The organism is Natrinema pellirubrum DSM 15624 (genome assembly GCF_000230735.2).
GTDB classification, from domain to species: domain Archaea; phylum Halobacteriota; class Halobacteria; order Halobacteriales; family Natrialbaceae; genus Natrinema; species Natrinema pellirubrum.
On the sequence record NC_019962.1, the window covers coordinates 453,148 to 474,421 of the forward strand.

At 65.4% G+C, this 21,274-nt stretch carries 17 protein-coding genes; 10 read left to right on the plus strand and 7 right to left on the minus strand.

The window, feature by feature from the left end; genetic code table 11:
* Positions 1-153 precede the first annotated feature (153 nt).
* The 6 genes from NATPE_RS02240 (at position 154) to NATPE_RS02265 (ending at position 4,912) form a co-directional block, all read left to right on the plus strand.
* A complete protein-coding gene (locus tag NATPE_RS02240) occupies positions 154-528 on the plus strand; it encodes a translation initiation factor IF-5A (protein WP_006180210.1) in 375 nt (124 codons plus the stop codon).
* Positions 528-1,376: an agmatinase gene (gene speB, locus NATPE_RS02245; RefSeq protein WP_006180209.1), complete on the plus strand. Its 849-nt coding sequence runs from the start codon at positions 528-530 to the stop codon at positions 1,374-1,376. The genes NATPE_RS02240 and speB overlap by 1 nt, the downstream gene beginning before the upstream one ends.
* 316 nt (positions 1,377-1,692) lie before the next feature.
* Positions 1,693-2,193 (plus strand): 8-oxo-dGTP diphosphatase, encoded by a 501-nt coding sequence (locus tag NATPE_RS02250; RefSeq protein WP_006180208.1) that lies wholly within the window; start codon positions 1,693-1,695, stop codon positions 2,191-2,193.
* Between the two features lie 194 nt (positions 2,194-2,387).
* Positions 2,388-3,050 carry a hypothetical protein gene (locus NATPE_RS02255; protein ID WP_015298708.1) on the plus strand — a complete coding sequence of 221 codons (663 nt, stop codon included), beginning with the start codon at positions 2,388-2,390 and terminating at the stop codon, positions 3,048-3,050.
* A 48-nt stretch (positions 3,051-3,098) separates the two neighbouring features.
* Complete coding sequence (locus NATPE_RS02260; RefSeq protein WP_015298709.1) at positions 3,099-3,686, plus strand: hypothetical protein; 588 nt, start codon at positions 3,099-3,101, stop codon at positions 3,684-3,686.
* Positions 3,687-3,688: 2 nt separating this feature from the next.
* Positions 3,689-4,912 carry a hypothetical protein gene (locus tag NATPE_RS02265; RefSeq protein WP_241432729.1) on the plus strand — a complete coding sequence of 408 codons (1,224 nt, stop codon included), beginning with the start codon at positions 3,689-3,691 and terminating at the stop codon, positions 4,910-4,912.
* 155 nt (positions 4,913-5,067) lie between these two features.
* On the opposite strand, the gene NATPE_RS02270 is transcribed toward NATPE_RS02265, so the two are convergent.
* Complete coding sequence (locus NATPE_RS02270) at positions 5,068-6,042, minus strand: quinone oxidoreductase family protein (protein ID WP_006180206.1); 975 nt, start codon at positions 6,040-6,042, stop codon at positions 5,068-5,070.
* 378 nt (positions 6,043-6,420) lie between these two features.
* Here NATPE_RS02270 and proS point away from each other — a divergent pair, with 378 nt between their 5' ends.
* Both proS and gltB read left to right on the plus strand, forming a co-directional pair.
* Positions 6,421-7,902 (plus strand): proline--tRNA ligase, encoded by a 1,482-nt coding sequence (proS, locus tag NATPE_RS02275; protein ID WP_006180205.1) that lies wholly within the window; start codon positions 6,421-6,423, stop codon positions 7,900-7,902.
* A gap of 415 nt (positions 7,903-8,317) precedes the next feature.
* Positions 8,318-12,877: a glutamate synthase large subunit gene (gene gltB, locus NATPE_RS02280; RefSeq protein ID WP_015298710.1), complete on the plus strand. Its 4,560-nt coding sequence runs from the start codon at positions 8,318-8,320 to the stop codon at positions 12,875-12,877.
* Between the two features lie 141 nt (positions 12,878-13,018).
* On the opposite strand, the gene NATPE_RS02285 is transcribed toward gltB, so the two are convergent.
* The 5 genes from NATPE_RS02285 to NATPE_RS02310 all read right to left on the minus strand — a co-directional run bounded on the left by NATPE_RS02285 (position 13,019) and on the right by NATPE_RS02310 (position 17,266).
* A complete protein-coding gene (locus tag NATPE_RS02285; RefSeq protein ID WP_006180203.1) occupies positions 13,019-13,669 on the minus strand; it encodes a class I SAM-dependent methyltransferase in 651 nt (216 codons plus the stop codon).
* Positions 13,670-13,927: 258 nt separating this feature from the next.
* Entirely contained in the window at positions 13,928-14,491 is a 564-nt protein-coding gene (locus NATPE_RS02290) for a peroxidase-related enzyme (RefSeq protein ID WP_006180202.1), read from the minus strand.
* A 49-nt stretch (positions 14,492-14,540) separates the two neighbouring features.
* Positions 14,541-14,951 (minus strand): GIY-YIG nuclease family protein, encoded by a 411-nt coding sequence (locus NATPE_RS02295; protein WP_006180201.1) that lies wholly within the window; start codon positions 14,949-14,951, stop codon positions 14,541-14,543.
* A gap of 76 nt (positions 14,952-15,027) precedes the next feature.
* Positions 15,028-16,104 carry a hypothetical protein gene (locus tag NATPE_RS22935; RefSeq protein WP_015298711.1) on the minus strand — a complete coding sequence of 359 codons (1,077 nt, stop codon included), beginning with the start codon at positions 16,102-16,104 and terminating at the stop codon, positions 15,028-15,030.
* Positions 16,105-16,261: 157 nt separating this feature from the next.
* Complete coding sequence (locus tag NATPE_RS02310; protein WP_006180198.1) at positions 16,262-17,266, minus strand: RAD55 family ATPase; 1,005 nt, start codon at positions 17,264-17,266, stop codon at positions 16,262-16,264.
* A gap of 657 nt (positions 17,267-17,923) precedes the next feature.
* On the opposite strand from NATPE_RS02310, the gene NATPE_RS02320 reads away from it, so the two are divergent.
* Complete coding sequence (locus NATPE_RS02320; protein ID WP_006180196.1) at positions 17,924-18,913, plus strand: NAD-dependent epimerase/dehydratase family protein; 990 nt, start codon at positions 17,924-17,926, stop codon at positions 18,911-18,913.
* Here the strand turns inward: NATPE_RS02320 and NATPE_RS02325 are convergent.
* Entirely contained in the window at positions 18,910-19,986 is a 1,077-nt protein-coding gene (locus tag NATPE_RS02325; RefSeq protein WP_006180195.1) for a hypothetical protein, read from the minus strand. The two genes, NATPE_RS02320 and NATPE_RS02325, sit on opposite strands and share 4 nt — an antisense overlap.
* A gap of 197 nt (positions 19,987-20,183) precedes the next feature.
* Between NATPE_RS02325 and NATPE_RS02330 the strand changes: the two genes are divergently transcribed.
* A complete protein-coding gene (locus NATPE_RS02330; RefSeq protein WP_006180194.1) occupies positions 20,184-21,245 on the plus strand; it encodes an NAD(P)-dependent glycerol-1-phosphate dehydrogenase in 1,062 nt (353 codons plus the stop codon).
* Positions 21,246-21,274: the final 29 nt, after the last annotated feature.

Genomic DNA, 21,274 nt, shown 5'->3' on the forward strand with positions numbered 1-21,274 from the left:
GTTCCGCGCCGATACTGGCCGTCGGCTCCCGACCGACCGACCGTCGGGCGGAACGGCCGTCCGCGACGAACCCGACCGGCCCTGTGAGTACATCGAACGCACGCCAGCGGCCATTCCAAACGGTTTATGCACGTCGATTGATTACGCCGGGACATGGCGAAACAGCAGACCGAAGTTCGCGATCTCCAGGAAGGCAGCTACGTCATGATCGAGGACACACCGTGTAAGATCAACGCCTACTCGACGGCCAAGCCGGGCAAACACGGCAGCGCCAAGGCCCGCGTCGAGGCTGAGGGCGTCTTCGACGGTAAGAAACGCTCGCTCTCCCAGCCCGTCGACGCGAAGATCTGGGTCCCGATTATCGAGCGCAAAAACGGGCAGGTCGTCTCCGTCGACGGCTCGGACATGCAGGTCATGGACCTCGAAACGTACGAGACGATCACGATGCGGGTCCCCGAGGACATCGATGTCTCCCCCGACGAGAACATCGAGTACCTCGAGATGGAAGACCAGCGAAAGATCGTCTGATGTTTCCCGGGGCGGCCGACGACGGCGAGGTGACCGACGCGGCGGACGCTGCCGACCGTGGAGTCACGAACTTCGTGGTCGTCGGTGCGCCCCTGGACGCCACGACGACCTTTCAGCCGGGGACCAGATTCGGTCCCGACCGGATCCGTTCGTTTGCCGAACCGTTCGATGATTACGATCACCGGACGGACCAGCACTTCTCCGACCTGGGCGTCGTCGATCGCGGCGACGTCCGTGCGTGGAACGACGTCGAAGCCTATCTCGAGTACCTCACGAGTACGCTCCGCGAGGCCGTTTGGGACGACGCCGTCCCGCTGACGCTGGGTGGCGAACACACCGTCTCGCTCGCGGGCGCACGCGCAGTCGAACCCGAGGTGGTCGTCTGTTGTGACGCCCACCTCGATCTGTACGACGCCTACGACGGCGAGCGGTTCTCACACGCCGCCGTCACCCGGCGGATCCTCGAGGACGTCGACTCGGTCGAGGAGGTCATCCTGCTCGGCGTCCGCACGGGCAGCGAGGGCGAGTGGGACCGAGCGGCCGACGACGACGTGACCGTCGTCCCGCCCGAGGACGTGGGCGACTGGACGCCCGACGGCCGGCTCGCGGACCGCGAGGTCTACCTGAGCGTCGACATCGACGCCGCCGACCCCGGCTACGCGCCGGGAACGGGCACGAAAGAACCGTTCGGGCTCGAGCCCCGCGAACTCCGCGACGTGGTGCGGGACGTGGCACCGCAGGCCGGCGGGTTCGACGTGGTCGAGGTCAACGACCGCGACGACGGGCAGGCGGCCGCGCTGGCCGCGAAACTGGTTCGGGAGTTCGTCTTTTCGCACGCCGACGGGTGACCATCGGTTCGCTCTCCGTCGGTGTACTGCGGTGGCGCGTGCTGAGCGACGGCGAGCCATGCGAGCCGTCGCTTGACTTCACGCGAGGGATGAGCGAGTGACCGAAGGGAACGAGCGTTAGCGCGGGACCGGAGGTCCCGCGAACCATGCGAACGGGTGCTACGCACCCGTGAGCAGAAATCGGTTGGGGAGGGCGTGGCGATCCCCTGTTGCCACGATAGCAGCACAGCCCTTCCGGACTCCCCTCTCCTCACGAACTCGAGCCGGTATCAAAGCGAGCGTACACCCTTTTCACGCTCCGAGCGAATCCCCGCGTATGATCGAGGCGACGCTGTGTTTTCCGCTCCGCGAGGGTGGCGACGCCGACGAGGAAGTCCTCCTCATCGAGAAACGCCGCGGCCTAGGCGAGGGCTGGTACAACGGCCCCGGTGGCAAGTGCGAACCCGGCGAGACCCCTCGCGAGTGCGCAGTCCGCGAAACCGAGGAAGAGGTCGGCCTCGAGGTCACGGATCTCGAGAAAGCCGGTGAACTCACCTTTCTGCTCGACGGTGAGGCCCACACCTTCTGTCACGTCTACCGCTCCCGATCGTTCGAGGGCGAACCCACGTCGTCCGAGGAGGCCTATCCGGAATGGGTCCCCGTCGACGACGTGCCCTACGACCGGATGTGGGACGACGACCACCTCTGGCTGCCCGGCGTCCTCGAGGGGAACACCGTGGCCGGTGAGTTCCGGTTCGAGGGCGGCGAGCCCCTTGACGAGGCCGCGTTCGTCGATCACGATCTCGAGTGGGGAGTGTCCCTCGAGAGTCGCGAATAACGGAGCATCGGTTGTCCGTGGACGAGGGGGCGGTTCGCGGGAAGACACTGGAGACGGGCTGACGAATACCCAAGCGAAACAGTTGCGATCCACCGTGGGAAATGACTGAACACGAAACAAGACATAGAAGCAAACGAGAGAGGTAACGCAGACGACATCCGAATCCAGTACACTAGCTACGAGACTCTCGGTCAATGAAGAGCCTTCCATACTACACGTCGATCGAAGTTGACGATACCAGCGGGGTGAGTAGAGCTGTCTGTACGGCGGTTGGACTGGCAGTTGAGAGGATCCCGACCGAGCAACCCACCGCAAACCCGGACTCATCCGTATTGCTCGTCTCCGGGGACGAATGGGACTTCGAGATTCGGCTCGAATCAGACGCCGACAGTTCAGCACCAGCACCAGAAATCGTCATCGCGGGGACACCCTGGTTCGACAACCCGTGGGAAAGAGGCGTCGAAGACGACGAGTATCAGCGGCGTGTCGACCGGCTGTTCGAAGTCATCTGCCGGCTTACGATGGCGCTCGAGGTCGACTATGCTCCGATGTTGGGGTTTGTCGACCCGTTGCAAGTCTGGCCAACCGATCGGCCGCTCGCTGAGAACATCGCAGAACTCCCGATCTTTGGGATCTATTCCGAGTCGATACTCGAGGATTTCGGTGGCCGTTCGGAGATGTTTGACGGGTCGTTGTGGTACGTAGCGGAACTACCGAGCGGTCACACGGTCGTCGTTCAGGCGGACTTCCCGTGGAATAGGAAGGACTGGACGCCGCCCAGGGATGCCGACTTTCTCGAGACGACGTCGGTCCACGAACCGACTGCGACCCGCAGTTCCGCCGAGGACACTCACTAGAGCGACAATGGGATCGACGGTCCGTTTGTAGCCCTCGAGACGGGCGAGATGGGCACCGATCTCTGTGTTCTTCGCGAGAAAACCGCGCCCGAGTTCCGCACCGATGATCTCGAACTCGTTCGTGTCTACGTTGACGACCAGCGGAACCTTCGACGTATCGATACTGACGTATTCGGCCAGAATATCGTCGATGACGACCCCGGCGACGACGCTGCGTCCATGATGGCGATGCTCGCCGATGTTCCAGCTGACGCGGCCGAAGACGATCTTCTGGTGTCGGCGGTACTCCGAGAGGCCATCCCGCCGGCATTCGTTCGGCCCGCCAATTCGTCCGATGCGACCGTCGTCTCGAGGCTCGTGGCTCTCGACAGCGATATCAACAAGGTGGAGTTACTCGTCAGCCACGGGCGCGTCGCTCGCGAAGCGGGTTCGATGCCAATGCTGTCTGAGAGATGGAACAGGTTCTCGAGTCGCTTGAGGTTCTTCGAGACTAACGAAACCGCAGATGGTTTCCTAACAAGGGTCGATGGCCCAGTGAAAGATGTCGATAACCCGGCCCAATCTGCAAATATAATCGAAGACGACTTCCATGATATTACAATGGAGTTCAAAGGCTTCGAGGAAGTCGGTGAATAATAGTGAGTGAGCGACTGCGAATGGACGGGAGTGTCTTCGTCTCGTTCCACAGTACGGAACGGCCGCAGTACGACGAGTTGGTCAGCCCGACGCTGTCGGCCTGTGCGGAGGTGGGGCTCGTTACCGAATCAGCGGCACCTCCGGATACCGACACGGTCACGCTCAGCGATAGAAATAGAACGGCCGTATACGATGGCAATAGAGCGGTGCAGCTAAATTTCAGGATCGACGGCTGGGACGGTCCGATAGATTCGGTGCTGAATATCACGACGACCGCTAATACGCTCGTCTCGGTGGATGCTGATCCCGACGACGAATATACCGGATTCGCGCGCGACTTAGTTGCTCTCATACGCTCGCTCGGCGTCGAGTTAGATCCCATCTACGTCTCGACGTTCAACACGCATGTCGAACCGACCACTCCCTCGCCAGAGACCGTTCTCCCATTCGAGTTCCCACTCGATATCGAGCGGATCCCATGGTTGGGCGTCTACTCCGAGCCGGTGATCGAGCAACTCGGTGGTAGAGAATACGTCCTCGAGACTCCGGCCTGGAAAGTCGAGGAACTCGAGAACGGGAACATCCTCATCATCACGACACGAACGCCGTGGGAGGGATATCACAGCAAACTGCCGGCCGACGAGCATCTCTTGGGAGAGGCCGATGCTGAGCGAGCAACGGCTGACGATGAGTCTGACGGACTGTCCGATCCGTTCGCTACGCTGGATCGCGGTGAGATCGGTGCCGACGTCTGCGTCTACCGCGACGATATTAGCGAGCAATTTCGCAACGAAGACCTCCACCTCGTCCGCGTGCGCGTCGACGAACGGGGTGATCTCCGGCGACTCGAGGACGGCAGCTTCGTCCGGAACGTCGTCGAAGACGATTCCGGAGGCAAGGCCGACGTGATCGGCCGAATGCTCGATGACAGTCCGGATGACACGACACGCGACGAGCAAATGGTCTCGGCGTTGCTCCACGAGTCTATCCCACCGTCGTTCGTTCGTCTCGAGGAGCCAGATAGCCAGAACGTCGTCACGAAGGTAATGGATCTCGATGTCAAGACGGACAAGCACGACTTGCTCGTCTCGCTCGGTCGTGTCGCCCACCTCGAGACGTTCGACGAAGACGAGGATCTCGAAATGATGTGCAATGCTCTCGATAAGATTGCTGATCTCGAGGATATCGACGGTATCGAGCGGACGCTTGAAGAGTGGCTGGGCTGAGACTGCGTCGCGGCTGCTGGCGTGGTCCGTCTCACTTGAACTTCGATCGGTCGCCCAGTCTCGGGTGCGCTTTATCGTCGGCTGAGATCACGGAGGAATTCGAAATCGGCTCCTTCCGTTGAGATCCGACTCGGGGGCCGGATTGAAAGCCGTTTTCAGGGCTTCAGCACGATCTTCCCGGAACTCTTCCGGTCCTCGATGTACTGGTGGGCCTCGGCGGCGTCCTCGAGCGCGAAGGATTCGCCCAGAATAACCTCGAGGTCGCCGCTCGCGAACCCGTCGGTGAGTTCGGGGATCGCTTTCATGACCCGGTCCGGGTCGTGCATGGTGGCCTGCCCGAGGTGGAATCCCTTGACCGTCTTGTTCTCGAAGAGCAGCCGCTGGTTGCTGACCTCGGCGGGAACGCCGCTGGCCACGCCGTAGGTTACCATGCGTCCGAAGTGGCTCATCGCGTCGAGGCTGCGATCGAAGACGTCGTCGCCGACGCTTTCTAAGACGAGGTCGACGCCCTCGCCGTCGGTCTCGGCCTCGACGACTTCGCGGAAGTCCGTCTCGGTGTAGTTAATCGGGTGATCACAGCCCAGCTCGGCCGCGAGGTCGAGTTTCTCCTGTGTACTCGCGGTGCCGAAGACCTCCGCGCCGTAGTTCGACGCCAGCTGGACGGCGGCCGTGCCGACCCCGCCCGCGGCGGCCTGAATCAGGACGGATTCGTCCGGCTCGAGACCGCCCCACTCGAACAGACTCGCGTGAGCGGTGAGGAACTGGACGGGGAAGCCGGCGGCCTCGTCGAAGCTCATCGCCTCGGGGACCGGAAAGAGCATGGCCGCCGGGGCGGTGACGTACTCGGCGTAGCCACCGGTATCGAGCATGCCGACGACGCGGTCGCCGACCGAGAGATCGTCGACGCCCTCGCCGACCGCGTCGACCGTTCCCGCGGCCTCCATGCCGGGAACGTAGGGGGCTTCGGGTCCGTCCGGGTAGTGGCCCCGTCGCTGCATGATGTCCGCGAAGTTGATGCCCGCGGCCTTGATTTCGATTCGTACCTCGCCCGCGCCGGGCTCGGGCGTCGGGACGTCGACGACCGATAGTTCGTCACTGTCGCCATAAGAGTCGACCTCGATTGCTTTCATGTCGATCCCCTATAAGACGGTCGCGTCCATAAACCTGTGAGAACCGGATGAAACGAAGCAAGGGTTTCCGAGTGTTTCGCTCCGATTGCTGTCGGCGGACGTGACTGCTCGAGTCGCCCGTGGTCCCGTCGGTACCGGTTCGGTGGTGGATGCAGGGACGATAGCTGGCGCTCGAGAGTGTTAGAGAGACGGTGTAGGTCGGACAGCGGAACCGCCACGGAAACCGCGACGGCTGAAAGGGGCCGGCCGACCGTGCCGCCTACTCCCACCAACTGGCTATCGGTACAAAACACCTCCGGTACGCGGACCCGAACGGCGGCCGCGAGCGGGCGTTGCTCTTCGCATGGTTTAAGCCCGCGCTGACTGCATGTCGTACTAATGAGCGACGAGAGTCAGGAACTCGGCATCACCGAGTCGAAATCGCACAAGCCCGGCGAGTGGTACGCCGAGGTCGTCCAGAAGGCCGACCTCGCGGACTACGCACCGATGGGCGGCTTTATCGTCACCAAGCCCCGCGGCTACGCCCTCTGGGAGGCGATTCAGGACTCGCTCGACGGCTGGTTCAAGGAGACCGGTGTCGACAACGTCTACTTCCCGATGTTCATCCCCGAGAGCTTCCTCGAGCGGGAGAAAGACATCGTCGAAGGGTTCGACCCCGAGGTCGCGTGGGTGACCCAGGGCGGCCACGACGAACTCGAGGAACGCCTCGCCGTACGACCGACGAGCGAATCGATCATCGCGCCGTTTATGGCCGACTGGACGCGCAGCCACCGCGACCTCCCGATGCGGCTCAACCAGTGGTGTTCGGTCGTCCGGTGGGAGGCGACGGAGACGAAGCCGTTCTTCCGCACGAAGGAGTTCATGTGGCAGGAGGGCCACACCGCCCACGCCAGCAACGAGGGCGCGTGGGAGGAGGTCTGGACCCGACTCGGCCAGTACGAGCGCGTCTACGAGGACGTGCTGGCGATCCCGGTCCTGCGGGGCAAGAAGCCCGAACACGACAAGTTCCCCGGTGCGGACACCACGACGACCGTCGAGGCGCTGATGCCCGACGGCAAGTCCGTCCAAGGCGCGACCAGCCACAACCTCGGCCAGAGTTTCGCCGAAGCCTTCGACATCTCCTTCGTCGACGAGGACGAGGAGGAACAGACGGCCTACACCACCTCGTGGGGGCTCTCCTGGCGCGCGCTCGGGGCGCTCATCATGACCCACTCCGACGATCAGGGGCTAGTGCTGCCGCCGACGGTCGCGCCCACGCAGGTCGTCATCGTCCCGATCTGGCAGGAAGACACCAAGGAAGAGGTCCTCGAGTACTCCGAGGGGATCGCCGACGACCTCGAGGACGCCGGCTTCCGCGTCGAACTCGACGACCGAGACGAGCGCAATCCCGGATTCAAGTTCAACGAACACGAACTCAACGGGGTGCCGCTGCGGCTCGAGATCGGTCCCTACGAGGTCGAGGACGAGGAAGCCACGCTGGTCCACCGGCCGGACAACGAGGAGACCGTCGAGGACCGCGACGGGATCGTCGACGCCGTCGACGAGCATCTCGAGGAGATCTACGACAAACTCTACGAGGCCGCCGAGGAAACCCTCGAGGACAACGTCCGTGAGGCCCACAGCCCCGAGGAGATCCTCGGGACGATCGGGAAACACGGCGGCTACGTGAAGACGCCGTGGTGTGGCGACGAGGCCTGCGAGGAGGTTATCAAGGAGAAGATCGCCGCCGAGATCGTCATGCAACCCCTCGAGGACGAGGGCGGGTCGTCGGGCGGTGAAGTACCCGAACCCGACCACGACGAGTGTGGTGTCTGTGGCGATCCCGCCGACGAGATCGCCTACTTCGCGAAGTCGTACTGACCGTTCCCGGCCGATCTCCGTTTTTCACCGCTGTACGGACTCGACGTCTGCTCGAGATCGGGCGCAGTTTCGTGGGGACGTTGAACGGACCGTTTACACGGGTGACTGTTTCACGCACACCTAATTCTTTAGCCCAAGATTGCTTAGGGGAGGATACCGTTCCAATGGATGTGGTGTTCACTCTGGTGGGTGAACACTACGTGCCTCTGACATTTCGTCCCGCCACCGGGAACTCGCGTTTCCGGGTCGGGATTTCGTTCGTCGCTCCGACGACTGCGTGTTTTCCCGTCCGATAGTCGGCACCGATAGTCGAAACTAAGGTGTTTACATATACCTTATATTGGTCTATATGTGTTTATAATACACTTAGCCATAATGGATTAGCCTCTTATATCTGTTCCCGCTACGGGGGTGTATGTCACAGCCACATATGGAGTCATCCACCGAGCGTTCACAGGGGCTCGCCGACCCCGCGGACGCGCGGTCGAACTGCGGCGTCGGTGTCGTCATGGATCTCGATGGGGACGGGGGCCACGACATCGTCGCCGACGGACTCGAACTGCTCGAAAACCTCGAACACCGCGGGACGACCGGCGCGGAGAAAGACACCGGCGACGGAGCCGGCATCATGCTCCAGACGCCCGATTCGTTCTTCGAGAGCGTTCTCGAGACCGATCTCCCCGAGACCTACGCCGTCGGCTCGCTCTTTCTGCCACAGGACGACCAAGCGCGCGAGCAACTCCGCGATCTCGCTGCCGACACCTTCGACACCTACGATCTCGAGGTGCTGGAGTGGCGCGACGTGCCGACGAACAACGACGATCTCGGCCGGACGGCCGTCGACTCGGAACCCGACGTTTTCCAGGTCGTCGTCGCACCCGAGGACGATCTCTCCGAGGACGACTTCGACCGCCGGCTCTACGTCGCTCGACGCGCGCTGGAAAACGCCGTCGAGGACGCCGACATCGAGAACAAAGAGCGGTTCTACGTCGTTTCGCTGGATGCTGATACCGTCGTCTACAAGGGGCTGCTCAAGGGCGTCCAGGTCCCCGCCTACTACCCCGATCTCACCGACGAGCGGATGGAATCGACGTTCGTGATGGTCCACGAGCGGTTCTCGACGAACACGCTCGGCGCGTGGCACCTCGCACATCCGTACCGCAACATCATCCACAACGGCGAGTTCAACACCATTCAGGGTAACATCAACTGGATGCGGGCCCGCGAGACCGACATCGAGAGCGACGTCCTCTCCGATCTCGAGGCGGTCAAGCCGATCATCGACGATCCCGACCAGTCCGACACCGCAAGCGTCGACAACGCCCTCGAACTGCTGATGCAGGACGGCCGCGACCTCGCACACGCCCTGCGAATGCTCGTTCCCGAGGCCTGGCGGGGCGACGACGCGATGGATCCCGATCGGAAGGACTGGTACGACTTCCACGCGTCGCTGGTCGAACCGTGGGACGGCCCCGCGCTCGTGGCGGCGACCGACGGCGAACGCGTCGGCGCAGTCCTCGACCGTAACGGACTGCGCCCGTGCCGGTACGACGTCACGATCGACAACCAGCTCATCATGGCCAGCGAGGCCGGCGCGCTCGAGACTGAGCCCGGGAAAATCGAAGAACGTGGCCGTCTCAAGCCCGGCCAGCTCTTCCTCGCCGACCCCGAGGAGGGGCGGGTCATCCCCGACGAGGAAGTCTTCGACGACCTCACCGACGACCGATACGGCGAGTGGGTCGACCAGGAACAGGTCCATCTGGACGACATTCGGACCACGAACGACCGTTCGCCACAGACGGAAATCTCGGCACTGCGCGACCAACAGGCCGCGTTCGGCTACACGCACGACGAACTCGAGAACCTGATCGAGCCGATGACCCAGAAGGGGAAAGACCCCGTCGGCTCGATGGGCGACGACACGCCGCTGTCGGTGCTGACCGAGTTCAACCGACCGCTGTTTTCCTACTTCAAACAGCTGTTCGCACAGGTTACGAACCCGCCGCTCGATTATATCCGCGAGGAACTCGTCACCTCGATGGAGTCGCGGCTGGGCTTCCAGCGCAACCTGTTAGACGAATCGCCCGAACACGCCCGCCAGCTCGTGCTGGATTCGCCGATCCTGACCGACGCCGAACTCGAGTCGGTCCGTGACTGTTCGGCAAACGGGATCACGTCCGCGACGATCGATATCACCTACGAGCCCGAGAGCGACGACCTCGGCGCGGACCTCGAGGCCGCGGTCGAGCGCGTCCGCGAGGACGTCGTCGACGCGATCGAGAACGGTGGCCACGACGTCATCGTCCTCTCGGACCGCAACGTCGACGAGGACCGGATCGCGATCCCGAGCCTGCTGGCGACCGGCGGCGTCCACCACCACCTGGTGCGCAACGGCCTGCGCAATCACGTCGGCCTCGTCGTCGAATCGGCCGATCCGCGGACCGTCCATCACTTCGCGACGCTGGTCGGCTACGGTGCCGGCGCGGTTAACCCGTACCTCGCCTACCAGACGATCGAGGACATCACCGCCGGTCCCGACGGCGCCGACACCGAGGTCGCCATTGACGCCTACGTCAACGCCGTCGAGGACGGCCTCCTGAAGATCATGGCCAAGATGGGGATCTCGACCGTCGAGAGCTACCAGGGCGCCCAGATCTTCGAGGCCGTCGGCCTCGATTCCGACCTCGTCGAGGAGTACTTCGAGGGCACCGAGAACCGTACCGAGGGGATCGGCCTCGCCGAGATCGAGGAGGACCTCCGCGAGCGCCACGCGACCGCCTTCGGCGACGACGGCGAGGAGTCCGACCTCGACCGCCACGGCGAGTTCGAACACCGCTCGGGCGGCATCCACCACCAGTGGAACCCCGACACCGTCGGCGCGCTCCAGCAGGCCGTCCGCTCGAACGACTACGAGCGCTACCAGGAGTTCGCCGCAAAGATAAACGACCAACAGACGAACCTCCAGACCCTGCGTGGCCTCCTCGAGTTCGACTCCGACCGTGATCCGATCCCGGTCGAGGAGGTCGAGCCGATCAAGGACATCGTCCAGCGATTCTCGACCGCCGCGATGTCGCTTGGCTCGCTCTCGCCGGAGGCCCACGAGAACAACTCGATCGCGATGAACCGGCTCGGCGCCAAGAGCAACTCGGGCGAGGGCGGCGAGCCGCCCGAACGGTTCAACACCGAACGCGAGTGTAACGTCAAACAGGTCGCCTCCGGCCGGTTCGGCGTTACGTCGACGTATCTCTCGAACGCCGACGAGCTACAGATCAAGATGGCCCAAGGCTCCAAGCCCGGCGAGGGCGGCCATCTCCCCGGCTCGAAGGTCAACGAGATGATCGCCCACGTCCGCAAGTCCACGCCCGGCGTGGGGCTGATCTCGCCGCCGCCGCTGCACGACATCTACTCGATCGAGGACCTCAAACAGCTGATATTCGATCTCAAGGCCGCCAACGAGACGGCCGACATCAACGTCAAACTCGTCTCCGAGGCCGGCATCGGGACGGTCGCGGCGGGCGTCGCGAAGGCAAACGCCGACGTGGTCCACATCTCCGGTCACGACGGCGGGACCGGTGCCTCGCCCAAGACGTCGATCAAGAGCGCCGGCCTCCCGTGGGAACTCGGCCTCGCGGAGGCCAACCAGATGCTCTGTCGGACCGGCCTCCGGGACCGCATCCGCGTCTCCGCCGACGGCGGGATGAAGACCGGGCGCGACGTCGCCGTCGCCGCTCTGCTGGGCGCCGAGGAGTACATCTTCGGCACCGCCTCGCTGGTCACCGGCGGCTGTGTCATGGCCCGGCAGTGTCACAAGAACACCTGTCCGGTCGGCGTCGCTACCCAGCGCGAGGACCTGCGCAAGCGGTTCCCCGGCGAGCCCGAACACGTCATCAACTACATGACCTTCATCGCGCAGGAACTGCGTGAGATCATGGCCGAACTCGGCTACGAGACGATCGACGAGATGATCGGCCAGGTCGACGCCTTGGAGCAGCGCGACGACGTCGACCACCCGAAGGCCCGCAACGTCGACCTCTCGGAGGTGCTTGCCGACCCCGGCAGCGAGGTCCGACGCAAGATCCGCGAGCAGGACCACGAACTCGAGGACCAGCTCGACCGCGATCTCATCGCCGCCGCGGCCGACGCCATCGAGGACCAGGAGCCGGTCAGCCTCGAGACCGAGGTTACCAACGTCGACCGCACCGTCGGCGCGATGCTCTCGAACCGGATCACCGACCGCTACGGCGAGCCCGGCCTCCCCGAGGACACCATCACCGTCGACGCGGAAGGGACCGCCGGCCAGAGCTTCGGCGCGTTCCTGGCAAGCGGCGTCTCGATGCACTTAGACGGCAGCGCCAACGACTACGTCGGCAAGGGCCTGTCCGGTGGCAAGCTCACGATTCGAACGCCCGAGACCGCCGCCTACGACCCGACCGAGAACGTCTCGATCGGCAACGTCGCGCTCTACGGCGCGACCGACGGCCAGCTGTACGTCAACGGCGTCGCCGGCGAGCGCTTCGCCGTCCGTAACTCCGGCGCCAAGGCCGTCGTCGAAGGCGTCGGCGACCACGGCTGTGAGTACATGACCGGCGGCGTCGTCGCCGTGCTGGGGGAGACGGGCAAGAACTTCGCCGCGGGGATGAGTGGGGGCGTCGCCTACGTCTACGACCCCGACGACGAGTTCGAAGCCAAGGCCAACACTGGCATGGTCTCGCTCCATGACGACCTCGAGGAGAAAGACGAGCGGATGCTCCGTCGACTCGTCGAGAACCACGTCGCCTACACCGGCTCCGAGCGGGGTAAACTCCTGCTCGAGAACTGGGAGCGCGCGCTCGAGGCCTTCGTGAAGGTCATGCCCGAGGCCTACTACGAGGCGATCACCGAACAGGGCAGCGACGACGTGCGCAACGAACTGCCCGGCGAACCCGAGGCCGCGGCCGCGGCCGAATCGGCCAGCTTCGCGGCGAGCGACGACTGATCTAGGCTGCTGTCACTGGTTTCCGGAGCGATCGCAGGACGGCTCGCGGTCGCGCCGGAACTGACTGCCAGTGGTCCGTATGACGCGTTCGGTGGCGTTTCGCCCGCGTTACTGTGTTCCGTCCCGTTCTTCGACGGTCGATCACTCCGCCAGCCGCGCGTGGAAATACGGGAACCGAGCGTCCTCCTCGTCGGCGAGCGCGTCAGTGAACTCCCCCGTCGTGACCAGTTCGAACCCGGCCGATTCGAGCTGCTCACGTGTCGCTTTCGCCCCGGCCATGTGCCACTGCATCTCGGTCCCGCTCTCGAGCCAGTTCGGGTTCGAACCGGTCCATTCGGTCCACCCTTCCGTGAGGAGGAGCCGTCCGCCGGGTTTGAGAACGCGTTCGAACGCCTCGATCGCCGTCTGATGGTCGTCGATCGGGACGTGAATCAGCGAATACAGTGCCGTGACGGTGTCAAACGTGTCCGCAGCGAACGGCAGCTGACTCATCTCTCCCTGACACAACGCCGCGTCGGGAACGAGCCGCATCGCCGTCTCGAGTTGTCCCCGCGAGAGGTCGAGCCCGACGGCTAGCTCCGGGTCGCACTCGTTCGAGGGGTCGAGGGCGTACTCGAGCGCCGGGGTTCCTTGTCCGCAGCCGGCATCGAGGAGGCGACACCCGTCCGGCACCGAATCGAACAGCGCCTCGAGCGCTGCCGACTCGGACTCGTCGTACGTCGCGACTCGCTCGCTCGTGTACGTCGTCGTGATTTCGTCGTACGCACAGCGGACGTCTTCCCTGTCGACCATGGCTGCCCGTCTCCCGTGAGCGACAAGTGCCTTTGGTCGCTGTGTGATTTACTCCCGCCCGAGCGTATGGAACTCGTCGTTGGGGCGCATCTCGGCGAACGTCGCCATGCGATTGCTCATGTTGTTAGCGTGTCATAGAATACGTCTCATACCCTCAACTTGGCGATTATACAGCTTCCAATTCGCGTGTAATCCTATGAATTTCGTCAGTCATGGGTTTTGCTCAAGGGCGAAACCGTGAACAACGCCTCCTGAGAACTATTCTATGACACGCTCCATGTTGTAGTAGGCCGTGACGGCTCCGATGTCCCAGATCGCCTCCTCGCTGAAGCCGGCCTCCCGTAACGCCTCGAGGTCGGCGGGCCCGACTTCGGTCGGCCGCTCGGTCAGCTTCACGGCGACGTCGAGCATCGTTCGGTGGGCGTCGTTGATGTCCGCGGTCCGGTAGTTCGCGACCAGCTGATCCGCGAGGTGCGGGTCCTCGGCGTAGATCCGTACAAGCGCGCCGTGGGCGACGTTACAGTAGTAGCAGTGATTGACGCCGGAGACGGCGACGACGATCATTTCGATCTCCTCGCGCTCTAAGGCGGTGTCCTCGACGAGCGCGTCGTGGAACGCGAAAAAGGCCCGGAAGTGCGAGGGCTTGTACGCGAACGCCGAGAACACGTTGGGCGTGAACCCGGCTTCCTCGGTCTCCTCGGCGATTCGCTCCCGCAGGTCCGCAGGGAGGTCGTCGAACGCGGGAACCGGGAACTGAGCCATCGCGTCATCATCGAGTTCCGTTGTCGGTTCGGCCGTCGAGTCAGTGTCGGAATTGGCCATAGCTACCGTTTTACAAGGAGGCGTAAGAACGCACCGGCGAACGTGGGCGTTACTGGTCGGCGACGCCGCCTGCGTCGACTGCGGCGGTTCGAACCGTCGCCGCGTCGGGAACCGCGAGGAGGTGTGCCTTGCAGTCACAGTCCGACGCGCCGAACCCGTCGACCGGCTCCCCCGGCAACCCGGCCGCCAGTTCGCACTCCCGATCGGCATCGGGGAACGTGATCACGGTCTCGAGTCGCGTCGCGGGATGGCCGAGCAGGTAATCGACGTGCCAGTGGCGCGTCTCGCGGTCGCCGGCGGCCAGTTCGCGGTGGCGATCGACCCGGCTGAAGCCGCCGGGGCCGAACGCCGACCCGATGTACGCATACGCGCCCGCGGCAAATTCCCGCTCGCCCAGCGCCCCGACCTCGATGGTCGCCGCTCGCGTCGCCTCGATTACGAGAACGTACGTGCCGCCCATATCGCACCCTCGGAACGGGGCCGACAAAAACGAGGGTGATGTCGCTCGGCGGGAGTTGGCGTCTGTTGGCCGCGTCTCAGCGCGACCGGTCCTCGGGGGTCGGATCGCGCTCGTGAACGTGCCGTCGGTTGCTCATGTCGTCGTCCTGGAACTGGCGGTTCTCCTCGCCGCTCGAGCCCCGCGACTCGCGGGACTCGGTCCAGTCGCCCTGCTCGGAGCGTCGTCCCTGCTGGCGGTACTCGAGGCCGCCGCCGGACTGTTGCTCGCGGTTCATGCGCCCGCCGGTGGTATCGCGGTCCTCGCCGCGGTCGAACTGCTGGGTGTCGCCGTAGTCCCGTTGCGAACGGCCCGTTCCCTGCACACTTCGGTCCCGCTGCCGTCCGGGTTCGTGGCCCGCGCTCCGCTGGTGGCGACGGGACTCCGGCTGGCCCCGTTGGTACTGGCTCCCGTGTTGCTGCCCGCGGTGCTGTCGGTCCTGCTCGCTCGTCGTCGCGCCCGGCTGGGCATCGCGGTTCTCGTGCCAGCGCTGCTGGGCTCTCTGTCGGTCGTCTTCGCGTCGCGTCTCCTCTCGATGCTGTTGGGACTGGCCCCCCGTCCGCTGTCCCTGCTCCGTGGGGCCGCGCTGGCCGCGTTGGTCCCGCTCGGCGGGTTGTCGGCGCTGCTGGCCTTGTTCGTGCTGTCTCCCCGTCTCTCCCCGCTGCTGGCCCTGTCCGCGTCGGCCCTGCATGCCGCGCTGCCCGCCGCGGTGTTTCTCGTGGCGGGCCTCGCCGCCGTACTCGAGGTTGGCCTCCTGCATCGCGTTCGTTTCGAAGCCGCTGTCCCTTCTGCGGCCGCCCTGCTGTCCGGTCCCGCCTCGTCGTCGGCCGGACTGCTGGCCGCGCTGGCGGTCTGCCCCCTGACTCCGCTCACGACGCTGGTCCGACCCCTGCTGCTGGCGGTCGGGCTGGCGACCGTCGGCCCGGCGCTGTTCCTGCCCGCGTTCAGGGCCCTGTGTCCCTCGATCCTTGCTCTCGCCACGGCTGAAGAGGCCGTGGAGCCAGCCGCGGTCGCTGTCCTCGCGGTTCCGGTCGCCGCCGTGGTCTCGCGTGCCGCGTCCGCGGTCGGTCGATCGCTCGGTACGCCGTCGATCTCGGTCCCGGTTTCGATCGGTCATGGTGTGGCTGTGGATCGTCTCTCACTGACGCTCGAACGACGCGCCCGCCGCTGGTCGGTGTGTGACTGCGGTCGGTCCTATACCGAACGCCGGGATAAAGCCTGAGCGTGCGTTCGCGTGCAGTCGGCGTCGGAACTGACCCTCCACTCCCCGGCCGCTACCGGCGCTGGGCCGATTGGGTGGACCCGTTCCCGAGGTCGCGGGCCTGTCGAGTGTCCGTGTTCGGGCCGGACGCGAACAGCCCGCGGGCGGGCTCGTAGTCGTACGTTACCCACTGGGGGAGAAACGCCGCCCCGGTCAGTTTCCGGACCGCGAGCTGTTTGTGCCGGGTCTCCGCCGCGCCCCCATCGCGCAGCCGCAGGTCGACGATCCCGTCGAAGACCCGCTCGGTTTCGGGATACGCCGCCTGCCCCGCCGTCGTGGCTGCGGCGACGATCGGGACGAACCGGGCCATACAGACCGTCGCTCGAACGTCTTTCACGAAGTCGTGGACGAGCCCGGAACCCGAAAGCGACTCGAGTTCGTCCAGCGAGTCGATCGTCACCAGCCCCGTCTCGGTCATCTCGAGGTCGTCGAGCGCCCGGTGAAGCCCGTTTGCCACCTCGCGGCGGTCGCTCGGAGCCTCGACCTCGACGACCGCGTCGGCGGCGGCCTCGCCGAGAAAGGTCGCCCACTCGTTTCGCCCGGCGCGAAACTCGTCGCGGTCGTCGAGCCGATGGGTGAAACAGTCGACGATCCGCAGGCGGTCGCGCTCCAGCGCCGGCAGGACGTTCCAGCCGTTCTCGTAGAAGCGCTCGAGCGTCGCCGTCGGCGGGTTCGCGACAGAACAGACGACCGCGGGTTCGCCCCGCTCGAGGGCGCGCCAGACGAGTTCGGTCCCGAGTTCGGCCCGGCGGGTGCCCTCATCGCCCGACAGGAGGAGCAACGAGTCGGCCGGGATCCCGTCCGGAACCAGCGAGTCCAGCGGTTCGACCCCTGTCATCACCCGCTTGTAGGCATCGGGGTCTGGCATCGTCGCGCCGTCGCCAGCGGCCTCGCGGCAGGCGGCCGAACAGTAGCGGCCGTCCTCGTCCGCTTCGGGCTCGCCGGGGATCGGATAGTGGCAGTGATCGCACTCGAGGGGGTACTCCCGGGCGCGATCGGTCCAGAGCTGGTCGGACATATCGACCCGCCCTACCACCGACGGCGGCAAAGAACCCGTCCCTGCAGGCGACCGTACCGACGGGTCTCGAACGGCGCTCGAGTGGGCATCGGTCGATCGACAGCGACGCGTCAGTCCAACGGCGAGCGATCGCGACGGTGTTTCGACGAGACCGCGAGTTCGGTCAGCGACACCCTCTGGCCCGCTCAGTCGACCTGCGGTGGCGCGCGCTGTCGACTGCTCGAGCGACGGCGAGAGCAGTCGATGACACTGCGCGAGGGATGAGTGAGTGACCAGCGGGAACGAACGAATCGGCTGGGGAGGACGTGGTTATCCCTCCTAGTAGCCACGATAGCAGAACGCTCGTTGTTACGCAACCTCAAGCGATCTATTAAATATAGCCTTGAAAAGAGCGTTCTGCTATCGTGGCAATACGGAGGTGCCTCGCCCTCCCCAGCCGATTCGCTCACTTCGTTCGCTCATCCCTCGCGCAGTGTCGTCGATCGTCCTCACTGCCGTTCGGCCGATCGACAGCGCGCGCCACGGCATGGGTCGGTTGTTTCGGCAGACACGGGAGACGCGTGATCGGTGTCGGATTCCATCGCGGGACGCAAGCGGACCAAATCCCCTCGACCGCTCGTCCGCCATCGTTTTCCCCGACAGCGGTGACGGGTCGGTATGGACGACGCCTTAGTCATCGGCGGCACGCGCTTTATCGGCCGCCACCTCGTCGCGGAACTACTCGATCACGACTACGACGTGACCCTGTTCACGCGGGGTACCCGCGAGAACCCCTTCGCGGACGACGACCGCGTCGCCCACGTCGAGGGCGACCGGACGAACGACACGGCCCTCGAGGCGGCCGCAACGACCGTCGACCCTGACGCCGTCTTCGACTGCGTGGCCTACCACCCGAAGGACGTCCGGGCCGCCACCCGGATCTTCGCGGACTGTGAGGCCTACGTTTACGTCTCGAGCGGCGCGGCCTACGGCCGCGAGGAGATCCCCAAGCGGGAGGGCGAGACGCCGTTACACGAGTGTACGCCCGACCAAGCGACTGACGATAGCTTCAAGACCTACGGGAATCGAAAGGCCGAGGGCGACCGGGCGGCGTTCGCGGCGGCCGACGACGGCGTGCCTGCGATGGTCGTCCGGCCGCCGATCGTTTACGGCCCCCACGACTACACCGAACGACTGAACTGGTGGGTCGATCGCGTGAACCACTTCGACCGCGTCGTCGTCCCCGGCGACGGAACGAACCTCCGCCATCTCGTCTACGTCGAGGACGTGGCCGCCGCGCTGCGGATCGTCGCCGAACGCGGCGAGCCCGGCGAGGCCTACAACGTCGGCGACCGGCGGCTCGTCCCGCTCGAGGAACTGGTCGAGCGACTTGCCGACGCGCTCGAGACCGACGTCGAGATCGTCCACGCCGGGCCGCGCGAACTCGCAGCCGGCGAGATCTCCCTCGAGGACTACCCGCTCTATCGGTCCTATCCGCACGTCCTCTCGACGGCGAAACTCGCCGGGCTGGGCTGGGAATCGACGCCGCTCGAGGACTCGCTGGCCCGGACGGTCGACGATCACCTCGAGAGCGATCGGGACGGCGACGACAACGGACCGGACCGCGAGGCCGAGGAGCGGGTGCTGGCGATCCTCGAGACGCTTTAGGCGTCGCGGAGCCGCTCGAGCCGTCGGCTCGTCGACGGCCGCGCGGCGAGCCGTTCATGGAGGCGGTTCCGGTTGTCGGCCAGGTCGGTCCCGGCCTCGAGCGCGCGCTCGAGGGCATCTGCGCCGACTGCCCGTGCCGCGTCCCGATCCGCAGCGAACTCGGCGCGCTGGAGCGCTCGGGCGAGCAACGGCCCGGTGACCGCGAGCGCGACGAGCGCGATGGCCATCGATAGCCAGACGGCCAGCGTCAGGAACAGTCCGAAGAGGACCGCGACGACCAGCGCCCGTCGCTCGAGGAGCCATCGTTCGTCCGCGGCGCTGGCCCGCGCACACAGTGCTGTCAGCTCCTCGTCGTCGAGGACCCCGAACGCGTAGTCCGTGGCGTACGTGCGTCGGTTCCAGAACGGCCCGTCGAGGTAGATGCCGGCGACCTCGGTTTCGCGACCCGGGATCACGCCGGCGATCGTCGCGGCCAGTTCGGCCCGGTCGGCCGCGGCCTCGAGCCGTCGGCGTTGGTCGGGCGTCGGCGCGGTGATCGTCTGCGAGAGCCGAACGCTGTACTGGAGCCAGGCGTAGCACCCGACGGCGAGGACGGCAAACAGGAGCGGAATCCACAGCGGACTGGGGTCGGAGGCGGCGACCAGTGCCGTAAACGGCGCGAGCGCGACCACCACGAAGAGCGTAATCGCCCCGAGGTACTTTGCGAGGCGGCCGACTGCCGTTCCGGCACTGATCTCGAGGTCGCGCCGTTCGCGGGCGAACGGAAAGATGCCGAGGTACGCGACCAGGACGGCGGCGATCGTTCCGCCCGCCGTCGGGAGCCAGGAAAGCGGCGCGGCGACCCCGCCCGCCAGCGCCGGATGGACGGCCGCGAGCGCGCGTTCGGTCGCGTCGACGAGGCCGCCGAACGCGAGGACAAGCAGGGCTACGAGACCGACGACGGCGAGGAGTCGATACGTCCCGCGGGAGCGGTCCTCCGCATCGGTGCGTCGGAGCGAATACTTGCCGTAGTACCGGCCCCCGACGTAGCCGCCGGCGAGCAGTCCGAACCAGAGCGCGAGTAGGCCGAGCATATGCGGCCATTGAAGTTGGAAATCTTATAATATTGCCGATCGTGTCGACGGATCGTTTCGCCGCCGGTGATCGCTCGCTCGAGCGGGCCGTCGGCGCCGATCGCGACGTCATCACCGTCGTCCCGGACCGCGTCGGGGATCGTCCTGGCCGGGGCGCTGAGGAAAAGCACATGTCCCGGGGGTGTGTGGGATCCGGTATGTTCGAGAAGTCGACGTGGATCCGCCTCCCGCGAAACGTCGTGGTCGGCCACGGCGTTCGCAGCGAGGTCGTCGACGTGGTCGACGACCTCCACCTGCAAGGGCGGCCGCTGTTCGTCACGAGTCCGACACCCCGCGAGGTCGCCGCCGATCCCATCGCGGCCGACTTCGAGGCCGCCGGGATCGAGCCCGCGATCGTCACGATCGAGAAAGCGACCTTCGACGCCGTCGAGCGGGTGATCGAGGTCGCCGAGGCCGAAGGAGTATCCTACCTGGTCGGCATCGGCGGCGGGAAGGCCATCGACATCGCGAAGTTGGCCAGCCACCACCTCGAGATGGGCTTTCTCTCCGTTCCAACGGCGGCGAGCCACGACGGGATCGTCAGTAATCGCGGCTCGGTACCGGACGGCGACTCCAGACACAGCGTCGCCGCCGAACCGCCGCTGGCGGTCGTCGCCGATACGGGAATCCTCGCCGAGGCTCCGTGGGAACTGACGACCGCCGGCTGTGCCGACATCATCTCCAACTACACCGCCGTCATGGACTGGCGGCTCGCCCAGCGACTCCAGGACGTCGAGTACTCCGAGTACGCCGCTGCGCTCTCGGAGATGACCGCCGAGATCTTAGTCGACAACGCCGACCTCATCCGGCCGGGCCTGGAGGAGTCTGCCTGGGTCGTCACCAAGGCGCTGATGTCCTCCGGCGTCGCGATGAGCATCGCCGGCTCCTCGCGGCCGGCCAGCGGGGCTGAACACCTCTTTTCGCACCAACTCGACCGACTGGCACCCGGTGCGGCCTTACACGGCCATCAGGTCGGCGTCGGCTCGATCATGACCGCCTACCTCCACCAGGGAGCGGACGGGATCTGGCGGGCCATCCGTGACGCGCTGGCGAGCATCGACGCGCCGACGACCGCGGCGGAACTGGGAATCGACGACGAGACCGTCATCGAGGCGTTGACGACCTGCCACGAGATCCGCGACCGCTACACGATTCTGGGCAGCGGGATGAACGAACGGGCGGCTCGAGACGTGGCGACGAAAACTGGCGTCATCGACTGACGCGACGAAGCGGTTCGCAGTCGGCAGTG